8 protein-coding genes and 2 pseudogenes are annotated in these 13,717 nt (G+C 43.2%); 3 read left to right on the top strand and 7 right to left on the bottom strand.

Annotated features, from left to right (window positions below; genetic code table 11):
* Positions 1 to 51: 51 nt before the first annotated feature.
* A complete protein-coding gene (locus tag L650_RS0120395; RefSeq protein ID WP_085065541.1) occupies positions 52 to 1,929 on the bottom strand; it encodes a cation:proton antiporter in 1,878 nt (625 codons plus the stop codon).
* Positions 1,930 to 2,062: 133 nt separating this feature from the next.
* Here L650_RS0120395 and L650_RS0120400 point away from each other — a divergent pair, with 133 nt between their 5' ends.
* Positions 2,063 to 2,959: a GGDEF domain-containing protein gene (locus tag L650_RS0120400; RefSeq protein WP_029774230.1), complete on the top strand. Its 897-nt coding sequence runs from the start codon at positions 2,063 to 2,065 to the stop codon at positions 2,957 to 2,959.
* 67 nt (positions 2,960 to 3,026) lie between these two features.
* Here the strand turns inward: L650_RS0120400 and L650_RS0120405 are convergent, their stop codons facing one another.
* The 6 genes and pseudogenes from L650_RS0120405 to lpxB all read right to left on the bottom strand — a co-directional run bounded on the left by L650_RS0120405 (position 3,027) and on the right by lpxB (position 10,979).
* Positions 3,027 to 3,365, bottom strand: coding sequence for a hypothetical protein (locus L650_RS0120405; RefSeq protein ID WP_029774231.1), 339 nt, complete (start codon positions 3,363 to 3,365; stop codon positions 3,027 to 3,029).
* A complete protein-coding gene (gene tilS / locus L650_RS0120410) occupies positions 3,366 to 4,670 on the bottom strand; it encodes a tRNA lysidine(34) synthetase TilS (RefSeq protein ID WP_029774232.1) in 1,305 nt (434 codons plus the stop codon). It abuts the gene before it with no gap.
* A 91-nt stretch (positions 4,671 to 4,761) separates the two neighbouring features.
* Positions 4,762 to 5,718: an acetyl-CoA carboxylase carboxyl transferase subunit alpha gene (gene accA / locus L650_RS0120415; protein ID WP_004586940.1), complete on the bottom strand. Its 957-nt coding sequence runs from the start codon at positions 5,716 to 5,718 to the stop codon at positions 4,762 to 4,764.
* 16 nt (positions 5,719 to 5,734) lie between these two features.
* Positions 5,735 to 9,231 (bottom strand): annotated as a pseudogene (gene dnaE / locus L650_RS0120420) (DNA polymerase III subunit alpha).
* A gap of 3 nt (positions 9,232 to 9,234) precedes the next feature.
* Positions 9,235 to 9,832: pseudogene (gene rnhB, locus L650_RS0120425) on the bottom strand (ribonuclease HII).
* Positions 9,822 to 10,979, bottom strand: a complete 1,158-nt coding sequence (gene lpxB, locus L650_RS0120430; RefSeq protein WP_029774233.1) for a lipid-A-disaccharide synthase — start codon at positions 10,977 to 10,979, stop codon at positions 9,822 to 9,824. The pseudogene rnhB and the gene lpxB overlap by 11 nt, the downstream one beginning before the upstream one ends.
* 291 nt (positions 10,980 to 11,270) lie before the next feature.
* Between lpxB and L650_RS0120435 the strand changes: the two genes are divergently transcribed.
* Entirely contained in the window at positions 11,271 to 12,857 is a 1,587-nt protein-coding gene (locus tag L650_RS0120435) for a cytochrome ubiquinol oxidase subunit I (RefSeq protein WP_029774234.1), read from the top strand.
* The coding region (gene cydB / locus L650_RS0120440; protein WP_029774235.1) for a cytochrome d ubiquinol oxidase subunit II at positions 12,854 to 13,717 on the top strand (864 nt) is incomplete at its 3' end. The genes L650_RS0120435 and cydB, both read left to right, overlap by 4 nt.

The raw sequence follows: 13,717 nt of genomic DNA on the forward strand, positions 1-13,717 counted from the left end.
GTTATTTTAATAACTTGCATCTATGTCAGTAAAAAACATCAAATGCATTTTTTATTCAAGCCCATCGAGTAGGTAATGCTCTACTCGCTCTACCCGCCTAGGCTTACCTTGCAATACCAATACATCGTTTGCGCACAATGTGGTGCTGGTTGATGGGTCGTCTATTTCTTGCCCCTCTCGGCGCAAAGCTTTTACAGTCACGCGGCGTTTAGATAAGTTAAGCTCGTCTATTGTTTTATCCACCGCATAGGCTTGATCTGGCAACGCGACTACGTGTAGATATTCTAAGCGCTCAGAGGAGGTTTCTTCATTATCTTTAAAGTAACCGGCGTAAAAACTTTGCATAAGCGGGTAGCGATTACGGCGCTCTTTACTAACACGGCGCACAATACGTGTCATCGGTACACCCGACATCGACAACACATGCGAAACCAACATTAAGCTTGCCTCTAACGACTCAGGCACCACCTCAGTAACACCCAACTCTTTTAAGTTGTTTAATTGGCTGTCGTCGCGGGTTCTTATTAGTATTTTAACGTTGGGCGCAAGTTGCTTTATAGCGTCTATTACCACGTGGGCATGCTCAAGCTCTGTAAAGGTAATTATCACTAAGCGTGCTCGCTCTACCCCTGCGCACTTTAAAATATCTTTTTGTTTTACATAGCCAAATATTACTGGCTCACCTGCAGCTTTGCCCTCTTGTACTAAAATAGGGTTACTTTCTATGGCAACGTAATCTATGGCTTCGGGTTTTAAAAATCGCGCTATAGTTTGTCCTACGCGTGAAAAGCCACAAATAACCACGTGATCGTTATATAAGGTGCTACTTTTAGGCTCGCTCTCCCTCGCCATACTGGGGTGATCTAAAATACCTAATTGCTTTAAAATTAGTGGGGTTTTATCAATTAAAAACGGGGTTAGCGCCATCGAAAGCACCCCTAAGGCAATTAAAAACGACGCTTGCTCTGAATTGAGCAACTCATGCTGACCTGCCAAAGCAATAAGCACAAACCCAAATTCTCCCATTTGCCACAGCATAACGCCGCAGGCTAGCGAGTCTTGATTGCGCTCATGCATTAATCTGGCACTTAATGCCAGCACGGTAATTTTTAATATTAACAAGCCAAATAACGCGCCAATAATTACAAAACCATGCGAAAGCACAAATAAAATATCGAGCTGCATCCCCACAGTTACAAAAAACAGCCCCATTAAAATATCGCGAAATGGCCTAATATCAGCCTCTAGCTGATGGCGGTAATGGCTCTCTCCTAGCATCATGCCGGCTAAAAATGCCCCAAGCGCCATTGATAAACCAAACATGTAAGTTAAAAAGCCGGCAAATAACGCCACCAAAATTGTGGTAAGTACAAACAGCTCATCGGTTCGTACCTGCGCTATTTCTTTAAATACTTTAGGCAGCACCCATTTACCAATCGCCCACAGTAATAAGCACACAAACGCGCCTTTTGTAAGCGCAAATGCCAGCGCCCAACTAATACTTTGCGAATCGCTTGAGGCAAACAGCGGCAAAATAATAAGTAAGGGCACAACTGCAATATCTTGAAACAGTAATACGCCCACCGCCAGTTGCCCACGGCGCTGGTTTAGTTCGCCAGTTTCTTTTAATAGCTTAACCACCACCGCGGTTGAAGAAAGCGCCATAATTGTGCCAATGGTAAAGCTAGTGAGTAAGCTAAAATTTAAGCAATATAAAATAATAATGAAGAGCAAGCTGGTAACACCAACTTGTAACGAGCCCAGTCCAAACACAATATTGCGCATGGCCATTAGCCGCGATATAGAAAACTCGAGCCCTAAACTAAACAATAAAAATACGATGCCCAGCTCAGCAATAAACTCTATTTCGTGAGATTGCGCAAGCNCCGCCACTAACAAGCCAAAAATTTGAGCGTTTATACTTTGCAAATTCGGCCTCCAGCGTCAATTAAACTACGGAATGAACTTTAAATATAGCAACCATATGTTTATCAAGCAATTTTAAAATATGGCATAAAAATAGCTTAGTTATTGCAAAGTAACACCCTGGGGGAAGATTTTAATGGAAAATGTCCATATTTTGACACAACGCGTGTCTGGGCGCGGCGATTTTTTGCCGTTTTCGGCAGAGCAAACACACACAAACGAAACAGCGGCAACGCACGACTTAGTTACCGAGCTACAAAGAAGCCTAGTAATAGAAGATGTATTGGCTATTTATGCAAAATTTGCCAAACAACTACTTAACTTTTCAGGGCTGCAGTTTCAATCAACGCTCGGCACTGCACAAACCTCAGATAGCAACACGAACACTAGCCCGTATTCTTACGATTTAGCTATTGGTCGCGAGCACTTAGGACAGCTAATTTACTTTAGCCAATACCCTATTAGTAAAGCGATTGAAAACAAATTACGTGCCCTTCACAGCGCCCTTGTGTACCCACTGCGTAACGCAATGATGTACAGCCGAGTGTTAAAACTTGCCACAAAAGATGCGCTCACTGGGTTAAATAACCGTAGCCAATTTAATGACATGTTATCGCAAAAGCTCGAAAACTGCCGCCGTTACCAGCGCCCTTTTAGTTTAATGCTGCTTGATTTAGATAACTTTAAGCAAGTAAACGACAACTATGGTCATAAAGTAGGTGACGATGTTTTAAAAGAATTTTCGCAGGTACTTTGCAGCAGTATACGCGGCACCGACTCTGTATTTAGATTTGGTGGCGATGAGTTTTCGCTGATTATTGAAGACCCCGAGTTTACAACGAACAAAGTGGTTGCTGAGCGCATTATGCACTTAGTCAGAAACTCAAGTTTAATGTCTAAATACAAAGTAACCACCAGCATTGGCTTTACCCTAGCCAATAGCCAAGATTGCGAAACAGCAATATTTGCTAGAGCCGATAAAGGCTTATATAAGGCAAAAGCCTCTGGGCGCAACTGTGCAAAAGCATATTAGTATTTATATAACTCTATTATTCATAAAAGCTTAGCTTCCCCCGCTAAGCTTTTTTATTACAAATTAATTATTTATTAGCCAGTAATTTATAAACAAACAAGGCTGTACAAAAGCCAAAAAAGAAGCCGCTCACTAAATTAAGCAATGCTGTTATGCTTGCAAGCGGGGTAAATAACACTAAAACCAATGGTAAACTTACGCCTAAAATAAAAAATAACCCGCCTTTACCTAACCAGTAGGCAAGTAGTAATACCGCCGATACCACCCCGCCCACAACGGCATATCCTAATGTAATAATATTAAGCTCTAGTAATACATTGGCTATAACAGCAACTAACGCAGTTATTAACATACCCATTGGCGCTTTGCTAACTAGCGATAAGCCTACATGTGGTTGATCTTTCATTTATTTACACTCCCAAAAAATGCCGTTTTCGTCTTGGTGTTTTTCACTTACAAAATAACCAACAACTTGCACAAGCTCGTCGTTATAAAAGATTAAAGGCACGCGCTCCCTTAACCACGGGGCTACTTTTGCATCTTTAAACCAGTGTTTAAGCGTATTGCTGCCTGGCTTTTTTAACGGCTTTATACGCGCACTATTACAATTAAAGCGCACGGTGACTTGCTCGTTTAGCAGTGGGGCACGTAGGCCTTTACCTTGTTGCTTTATTAATACGCGCCCATCATTAAGCGCAAGCTCATTGCTCGTTAGCGCTTCATCGGCTAATAATGTGTGTGGTGTAACAAAATACAAATACCCTTGATGGCGTCGTATTTGCCCCTCGCTTAAATCAACTTGCATTTGCGCATCTGCCTGCGCATTTATGGCTTGGTTAATTATTTGCAAAAGTTGCTTTTGTGAAGGCATTACTTGAGTAAATAAGCTAAGCCATGCACGAACCACATTGGTTATGCGCACGTCGCTGTAGGTGGTTAGTTGGCTAACGCTCAGTGCTTGATGGGCGTTTACGCTTTGTTTTAAATCAAGTTCAGTGTACTCATCAAGTAGCGCCTGTTGTTGCTGTAGTAACTCAATGCTGCGCCCAGCACAGTGCTCAAAACCTTTAAAACGCTTTGCAAGTAAAGGCACTACACGTGCACGTAAAAAGTTACGATCAAAACGCTCATCGGTATTTGAGTCATCAGTTATGTGCGTAATATTAAACTCTGTGGCAAAGTGCTCTATATCACTGCGCGTTATGTTTAAAAGCGGCCTGTAGCATATTCGCCCGCTTTGTAATTCACGCATTTTTTGCATTGCGCCTAACCCTTTTAAGCCAGAGCCGCGCTTTAACCGCAGTAAAAACGTTTCTATTTGATCGTTTAAATGCTGACCCAACAAAATAACACTGCCCGCGGGGCTTAGCTCATCAAGTGCTTTGTAACGCGCCTCACGTGCCTGCGCTTCAAGGCTTGTTCGTGTTTTTGGGTTTATTGTTACCTGCGCGGCATTAAACGGTACATTTAGCTCAGCGCACAAGTTTTGGCAAAAGCGCTGCCAGTCATTCGCGTATTGGCTTAAACCATGATTAACATAAATCGCGTTTACGTTTAGCTTTGGTTGCGCTTGTTTTAATAAGTGCATTATATGAAGCAATACCACCGAATCCACGCCACCCGAAAGCGCCACCGTAAAGTTATACTGCTGGTGCTTAAAAAAGTGCTCAAGGGCGTGTTTAACGTGCTGATAAATAGGTGATGCTTGCATGGATACGCTATAAATTTAATGTTTGCAGTATTTTAAAACAAAAAAGCCGCATAAGCGGCCTTTTTTAACAATAAATGCGTTGGTTAGCTAATTAGCAGTAACCAAACGACATTAAACGTTTGTAACGTTGATCAAGCATATCTTCAAGCGATAGCGCTTGTAAGTCAGCAAGGTCACGTTTTAAACGTGTTTTTAAGTTACGTGCCATTGCATCGTAATTGCGGTGTGCGCCGCCTAAAGGCTCTTCAACTAAGTTATTAATTAAATCAAGCTCTTTAACGCGCTCTGCTGTTACACCCATTGCCTCTGCGGCAAGTGGTGCTTTATCGGCGCTTTTCCATAAAATTGAAGCACAGCCTTCTGGCGAAATTACTGAGTACGTGCTGTATTGCAACATGTTCACTCTGTCGCCAACACCAATGGCTAATGCACCACCAGAGCCGCCTTCGCCAATAACCGTACAAATTGTGGGTACTTTAAGTGCCGCCATTACTTTTAGGTTACGTGCAATTGCCTCAGACTGACCGCGCTCTTCAGCGCCCACACCTGGGTATGCCCCTGGGGTGTCGATAAAGGTCATAATTGGCATTTTAAAACGCTCGGCCATTTCCATTAAACGTAGCGCTTTGCGGTAGCCTTCTGGTTTTGGCATACCAAAGTTACGTTTAATTTTTTCAGCTGTATCGCGCCCTTTTTGCTGACCAATCACCATTACTGGTTCGCCATCTAAACGTGCAACACCGCCTAAAATAGCCGGATCGTTAGCAAAAGTACGATCGCCTGCAAACTCGTCAAATTCCGTGAAAATGCGCTCGATATAATCTCGAGTGTAAGGACGCAACGGATGACGCGCTAACTGCGATACTTGCCAAGCGCCTAAATTTGAGAATATTTCCTCTTTTTGCTTAGCGCTTTTTTCTTTTAATTTGCTGACTTCCTCTTCTAACTCAAGGTCTAATTCGCCAGCGCGGCTTATGCTTTGTAATTCTTCAATTTTTGCTTCTAATTCTGCAATCGGAAGCTCAAAATCAAGATAATTGAGGCTCATGCTCTAAACTACCTAATCAGTTAAATTCTAGTTCTACATCTTGTGCCGCCATGAGTGATAACTTATGAATTAAGTCGTCGCTCGGCGTAACACACCATTCGATCCCTAGGGTTAATTGAGCCAACGCATCGGGGCGCTGGTAATAAACCTTGATCGGACACGTTCCCATTTTATAAGGTTCGAGTACTTTTTGTAATTTATCGAAGAAACCTGCCTCGATTTGCACCATGTTCAGCGTCATTTTAATCGCTTTAATGCGTTTTTCACGCGCTTGAGCAATGGTGTTTATTTCTCTGGCGGTCATTGTAATGCCACCGGAGAAGTTATCAAAGCTGACCTGTCCAGATATTACCAAGATATTGTTTACTTGAAGCATTTCTTGGTACATTTCGAACTGTTCAGGAAACAAGCGTACATCAATACGGGCGCTCTTGTCATCTAAAGTTATTAAGCCCCAACGATTTCCTTTTTTATTAATTAAGGTCCGCGCTGAAATAACTAAACCCGCCGCCGTAGAGAGTACATCACGATTTGTTGGCTGTAAATCCACCAGCTTGCCGCTGGTGTAATGTCTAAGTTCGCGGCGATACTGATTTATCGGATGCCCTGTTAAATAAAGGCCTAGCGTGTCTTTTTCGCCATCAAGCCATTGGTTATCGGTAAGCGGCGTGGCTTTAATAAAGGCTTGCTCAACTTCATCAGGCTCGGTGGCCAGTAAGCCAAATAAATCGCTTTGCCCAAGTTGCTCAGCTTTGTTGTGCTGATCGGCAGCGCGCATGGCATCTTTTAAACTTGCCAGTAATGTTGCACGCCCTGCTTGGGTTTTCTCTGGCCCGAGTTGATCAAGTGCACCGGCGTAAATTAATTTTTCGGTTACACGTTTATTTAAGCGTTTTAAATCTACACGGGCACAAAAATCAAATAAATCTTTAAATGGGCCGCCTTTTGCGCGCGCTTCTAAAATGGCCTCTACCGGCGCTTCACCTACACCTTTAATAGCACCAATACCGTAAACAATTTCACCTTGCAGGTTTACCGTAAACTTAAATTCTCCGGCGTTTACATCAGGGGGTAATAAGGTGAGCTTCATGTTTTCACATTCATCCACCAAGATTACTATTTTGTCGGTGTTATCCATATCGGCCGACATTACCGCNCCGCAGCCATAAATTCTGCCGGATGGTGCGTTTTCATCCACAGCGTTTGGTACGAAACCAGTGCATACGCTGCCGAGTGAGATTTATTAAAACCATAACCTGCGAATTTTTCTACCAGGTCGAAAATTTTAATTGCCAGTTCGCCGTCTATACCATTATTGCGTGCGCCTTCTTCAAAGGTTGAACGCTGCTTGGCCATTTCTTCGGGTTTTTTCTTACCCATTGCACGACGTAGCATGTCGGCGCCACCAAGCGTATAGCCTGCTAGTACTTGGGCAATTTGCATTACTTGTTCTTGGTACAAAATAATGCCGTAAGTAGGCTCAAGTATGGGCTTTAAGCTTTCGTGTTGGTATTGGGCATCTGGGTATGAAATTTCTTCTCGGCCAAGCTTACGGTCGATGAAGTTATCTACCATGCCTGATTGCAGTGGGCCTGGGCGGAACAAGGCTACCAATGCAATCATATCTTCAAAGCAATCGGGCTTTAATCGGCGTACGAGGTCTTTCATGCCGCGCGATTCTAGCTGGAATACCGCGGTTGTTTCGGCGCGCAGTAATAGCTCTATACTTTTTTTATCATCCAGTGGAATGGTATTTATATCAACGGGCGCTTTGCCTTCGCGCTTCATGCGCTCGTTGGTCATATCCACAGCCCACTGCAAAATGGTCAAGGTACGTAAGCCCAAGAAATCGAACTTAACTAGGCCTGCGGTTTCTACGTCGTTTTTATCAAACTGTGTTACCGGAAACTTACCTTCGTCATCGCAATAAAGTGCAGCAAAGTCGGTAATGGTTGTCGGCGATATTACAACACCACCGGCGTGTTTACCGGCATTACGTGTACACCCTTCTAGGATGCGACACATATCGATTAAATCTTTTACCTCTGAGTCGCCATCGTAGGCTTCTTGTAAACGCGGCTCTACTTCAAACGCTTTGGCAAGCGTCATGCCGGGATCCCCTGGGATCAGCTTAGAAATACGATCAACAAAACCATAAGGGTGGCCAAGTACACGCCCTACATCGCGTATTACCGCTTTTGCAGCCATGGTACCAAAGGTAATAATTTGTGATACCGCGTCCCGCCCATACAATGCCGATACATGGTCAATTACCTCATCACGCCTGTCCATACAAAAATCGACATCGAAATCGGGCATTGATACACGTTCAGGGTTTAGGAATCGCTCAAAGAGTAGGTCAAATTCAAGCGGATCAAGGTCGGTAATTTTTAGGGCATACGCCACTAATGAACCCGCACCCGAACCACGCCCTGGCCCCACTGGAATATTGTTATCTTTACTCCACTGAATAAACTCCATTACGATTAAGAAGTAGCCTGGAAAACCCATTTGGTTAATTACACCAAGTTCTACTTTTAAGCGCTCGTCGTATTCGCCTCGTTTTTCTTGTCGCTCTTGTTCATCGGGGAATAAAAACTGCAGGCGCTCTTCAAGGCCATCTTCTGAAACCTTAACTAAAAAGTCTTCAATTTTTAACGAGCCTGTTGGGTAATCAGGCAAAAAGTAAGTGCCTAGTTGCACCGTTACGTTACAGCGTTTGGCTATTTCTACCGTATTTTGCAGCGCTTCAGGAATATCGCTAAATAGCTCGGCCATTTGCTCAGGCGTTTTTAGGTATTGCTCTTGTGAGAATCGTTTAGGGCGGCGTTTATCATCAAGGGTGTAACCGTCAAAAATAGCCACACGAATTTCGTGCGCTTCAAAATTTTCGGGCTTTAAAAAAACCACTTCGTTTGTGGCAACAACGGGCAGCTGCTCTTTTGCTGCAAGCTCTACTGCCATATGCAGGTAGTCTTCTTCAAGCGGACGGTCGGTGCGAATAAGCTCTAAATAGTAATGATCGCTAAAATGCTGCTTATAAAAGCTCACTACAGATTCAATAACGCCTGGGTTATTTTTTAATAAGGCCTTACCTAAGTCACCATCTTTTGCGCCTGAGAGAATAATAAGCCCTTCTTTGTGCTTAACTAGCCATTCTCGGTCAATCACTGGGCGATGAAATATATGCCCGCGTTGGTAAGCTTCAGATATTAATAAGGTAATATTTTTATAACCGTCGTTGTTATTAGCTAGCAACGTAATACGGCTTGGCTCATCTGGAAACTCTGGGCAGCGCAGCCAAAAATCGGCTCCCACTATGGGTTTAATACCAGCACTGTGGGTTGCGCCATAAAAACGCACTAAACCACAAAAGTTCATTTGATCGGTAATTGCCAGCGCTGGCATTTCAAGCTCTTGCGCTTTAGCAACAATAGGCTTGGTTTTAGCTAAGCCATCGACCATTGAAAAGTCTGAGTGAACCCGTAAATGTACAAAATCTGGAGCAGCCATTATTTATGCCTCGCCCTTTGCTTGCATTAGCACACGTTGTACCGGCTTAAAGCTTTTACGGTGCTCATCAATAGCGCCGTATTGCTCAAGCGCTGCAAAATGTGCTTTAGTTGGGTACCCTTTGTGCCCTGCGAACCCGTATTGCGGGTAGCGTGTATCAAGCTCAAGCATTTCATCATCACGCGCTACTTTGGCTAAAATAGAGGCTGNTTTCAGCCACTAAACTGTCGCCTTTAACAACTGCTTGAGCCGGCATAGCTAATTTAGGTAAGCGGTTACCATCTACAAATACAAACTCTGGTTGCGTACTTAACCCCTCAACTGCACGTGTCATTGCAAGCATAGTTGCATGCAAAATGTTTAACTCGTCAATTTCTGATGGGCTACAACGACCAATGGCATAACACAGCGCTTTTTGTTTTATTTCTATAGCCAGTGCTTGGCGCTTTTTGTCGGTTAGCTTTTTAGAATCAGTTAAACCTGCAATAGGATTAGCTGGGTCAAGTATTACCGCAGCGGTAACAACATCGCCGACAAGCGGGCCACGCCCTACTTCATCTACACCGGCAATTAAGGTTACGTTGGGTCGTTCAATTTGCATTTATTAACTCCGCCACAGCCTTGGCTGCTTGTTTGCTGGCATTTAATCTAATTTTTTCGTGGATGGCTAAAAAACGTGCTTTTAGTTCTTTATTATCGGTATTTAGCATAGGCGTAAGTGCGCCCGTTAAATTAGCCACGTTACATTCACTTTGTAAAAACTCCGGCACTAGTTCTTCATCGGCTAATAAGTTTGGCAGTGAAAAATATTTAATGTTAAAGGTAAACAAGGTTTTAAAAATCCAATAACTCATTGGCTTAATTTTATAACCCACCACCATAGGCTTTTTATACAGCATGCCTTCGAGTGTTGCTGTGCCTGATGCAAGTAAAATGGCATCGGCTGCTTGCATGGCTAGTTTTGACTGACCATCGAGTAGGTTTACATTTAAATTTGGCGCAGTGGCATTTAAAATTTCACTAAATTGCGCTTTGCGTTTTTCGTTAACCAGCGGCACCACTATTTTAAGATCTGGGTTTTGCGCTTGTAACTGTGCAGCTGTTTTTATATAGGTTTCGCTGAGTAAGCCTACTTCTGAGCCACGGCTACCTGGCAGTAAAGCCAGTACTTTGTCGTCGGTATTTAGGCCAAGTTCTTGGCGGGCTTGGCTATCGTCGTGCTCAAGCGCTATATCGTCAGCTAAGGTGTGCCCTACAAATGTACACGGTACTTGGTGCTTATCGTAAAATTCTTTTTCAAACGGCAGCAAAGCAAGCACTAAATTTGTGGCAGCACTAATGGTATGAATGCGTTTTTCGCGCCATGCCCAAACCGACGGGCTTACGTATTGAATGGTTTTAATACCGGCATCTTTTAAAGGCTTTTCTACCCGTAGGTTAAAATCGGGCGCATCAATACCAATAAATACATCGGGTGGGTTATCTTTAAAGTGCTGCACCAGCTGCTTACGTATTTTAAGTAAACGCGGTAAACGCCCTAATACTTCAACCAGCCCCATTACCGAGAGCTCGTCCATGTCGTAAAGCGTTTTACAGCCTTGCGCCTGCATTTTTGGCCCTGCAATGCCTTCAAATATGGCATCTGGAAAGTGCGTTTTAAGTGCTTTAATTAAGCCTTCGCCTAAAATATCGCCCGACAGCTCACCTGCCACAATACCAATACGTAGTTGTTTTTTCTCTTTATTCATTCGACTTTATTTATCAGGCGTTCATAGCGGTTAGTTTACCGTGTTTTAATGTTTGGTTAAACGCTTTAAATTAACGATTATTTGTAACTAATTTAGTACCAAACGATTGTTTGTATTTCATACTGATGTAGCATGGTGAATATATATTAACTTTTTCTAATATGTTTATTGACAAAAATTGTGCAAACGTAAATAATATTCCAAACTTTCAGTAATTACTGAAAGTTCATTAATTTTAACTTTGCCAATTATTAATTGCCTTGTTAACCCGTCACCCTCAAGGAGCCAAAAATGATAGATGAAACCTTTGTGGATCTATCGCGATTGCAGTTTGCTGTTACCGCACTCTTCCATTTCTTATTCGTGCCTTTAACCATAGGTATGACCTGGATTTTAGTTATTATGGAATCGGTTTATGTTATGACCGGTCGCGAAATTTATCGTGATATGACTAAATTTTGGGGAAAGTTATTTGGTATTAACTTTGCTATTGGGGTGGCAACGGGCCTGACCATGGAGTTTGAGTTTGGTACTAACTGGTCTTATTACTCGCATTACGTAGGCGATGTATTTGGCGCCCCGCTCGCTATTGAAGGCTTAATGGCATTCTTTTTAGAATCGACCTTTGTGGGCATGTTCTTTTTAGGCTGGGATAGGTTAACTAAACGCCAACATTTGGGCGCTACATTTTTAATGGCGCTAGGTACTAATATGTCGGCGCTGTGGATATTAATTGCTAACGGGTGGATGCAAAATCCGGTAGGGGCAGAGTTTAACTATCAAACCATGCGCATGGAAATGACCAGCTTTGCAGAGCTTGTATTTAACCCTGTGGCGCAGGTTAAGTTTATTCATACGGTATCGGCAGGNGGTTACGTAGCCGCTTCTATGTTTGTACTGGGCATTAGTAGTTGGTACATATTGAAAGGTCGCGATTTAGCCTTTGCTAAGCGCTCGTTCTCGGTGGCATCGGGCTTTGGTTTAGCATCTATACTGTGTGTCATTTTATTAGGTGACGAATCAGGCTACGAGGTAGGCGAAGTTCAAAAAGTAAAACTAGCAACAATAGAAGCTGAGTGGCACACCGAAGAAGCACCTGCTGCGTTTACCGCGCTTGGTTTTCCTGACTCAGATGAGCAGGTAACTCATGCAGCAGTAAAAATACCTTACGCACTGGGTATTATTGCTACCCGCTCTTTAGATGAGCAAGTTATTGGTATTTCTGATTTAGAGAAAAAACACGAGGTACGCATTCGTAACGGGGTGATAGCGTACGAATACCTCCAAAAACTAAGAAATGGCGATGACAGCGAAGAAAACATAGCTAAATTTGACTCTCTTAAAGCCGATTTAGGTTATGGCTTGCTTCTAAAACGCTATACCCCCAATGTGGTAGATGCCACAGAAGAGCACATTCAAATGGCAGTTAAAGACTCGTTCCCTAAAGTGGGGCCTATGTTTTGGTCATTTAGGATTATGGTGGCCTGTGGTGTAGTTATGCTGGCCGTATTTGTATTGGCATTTTATTACAACGCACACCGTATTATTGAGCAAAAACGTTGGCTACTGTGGGCTGCAGTATTAAGTATTCCACTACCATGGATTGCAATAGAATTTGGTTGGATCGTTGCCGAATATGGTCGCCAGCCTTGGGCTATATCAGAAATATTACCGACCTTTTTAGCCACCTCGTCACTGACGGTAAACGATATTTTAATTAGCTTAACTGGGTTTATTATTTTTTACACTGGCCTTGCCATTGTAGAAGGTTGGTTAATGGTGCGCTTTATTAAACAAGGCCCAAGCTCGTTACATACAGGTAAGTATCACTTTGAGTTACCAAACAAAGCAGATAAAGACGCAGGAGAGCAATTATGATTTTTGATTATGAAACATTAAAAATGCTGTGGTGGTTGCTCATAGGCGTACTGCTAATAGGCTTTGCAATTACCGATGGCATGGATATGGGCGTAGCGATGCTGCTTCGCCTAGTTGGTAAAACAGACTCAGAGCGCCGCACGGTAATAAACACCATTGGCGCCCACTGGGACGGTAATCAAGTATGGTTTATTACCGCTGGCGGCGCTTTATTTGCAGCGTGGCCTATGGTGTATGCCGCTGCATTTTCGGGCTTTTACTTTGCCATGATGCTGGTATTGTTTGCGCTATTTTTTAGACCTTTAGGTTTTGATTACCGCTCAAAAATAGACTCTAAACGCTGGCGTAATAACTGGGATTGGGGTTTGTTTGCAGGCAGCGCCATTCCGGCTTTAGTATTTGGTGTGGCATTTGGTAACTTATTTTTAGGTGTACCGTTTAACATTGATAACTTACTGCGTGTAAGTTACCAAGGCTCGTTTTTTGGCTTACTCAACCCATTTGGCCTACTGGCAGGTTTAATTAGTATCACCATGTTAATTGCCCATGCTGGCATGTGGCTACAACTGCGTACAGCAGATGCCGTTGCAGAGCGCTCAGCGCAATATGGCCGCTACGCATTAGTGGTATTTATTGTACTGTTTGCGGCTGCGGGTTTTTGGGTAGCAAACATAAATGGCTACCAAATTGTTTCTATGCCTGATACGCAAAGCCATGCAGATCCGTTGGCAAAAGTTGTAAGCACAGCGCAAGGTGCGTGGCTTAATAATTACAGCGAGCGCCCATGGACAATGACCTTCCCTATTTTAGGCTTTGTTATGGCACTCAGTGCTTTACTGTTCTCTAAACTAAACAAGCCA

The sequence above is a fragment of the Pseudoalteromonas sp. TB51 genome (assembly GCF_000498055.1).
Taxonomy (GTDB): Bacteria; Pseudomonadota; Gammaproteobacteria; order Enterobacterales; family Alteromonadaceae; genus Pseudoalteromonas; species Pseudoalteromonas atlantica.

Coding starts and splice junctions, on each gene's coding strand:
- accA (WP_004586940.1), bottom strand. CDS start 5,718: ATGAGCCTCAATTATCTTGATTTTGAGCTTCCGATTGCAGAATTAGAA.
- lpxB (WP_029774233.1), bottom strand. CDS start 10,979: ATGAATAAAGAGAAAAAACAACTACGTATTGGTATTGTGGCAGGTGAG.
- L650_RS0120400 (WP_029774230.1), top strand. CDS start 2,063: ATGGAAAATGTCCATATTTTGACACAACGCGTGTCTGGGCGCGGCGAT.
- tilS (WP_029774232.1), bottom strand. CDS start 4,670: ATGCAAGCATCACCTATTTATCAGCACGTTAAACACGCCCTTGAGCAC.
- L650_RS0120405 (WP_029774231.1), bottom strand. CDS start 3,365: ATGAAAGATCAACCACATGTAGGCTTATCGCTAGTTAGCAAAGCGCCA.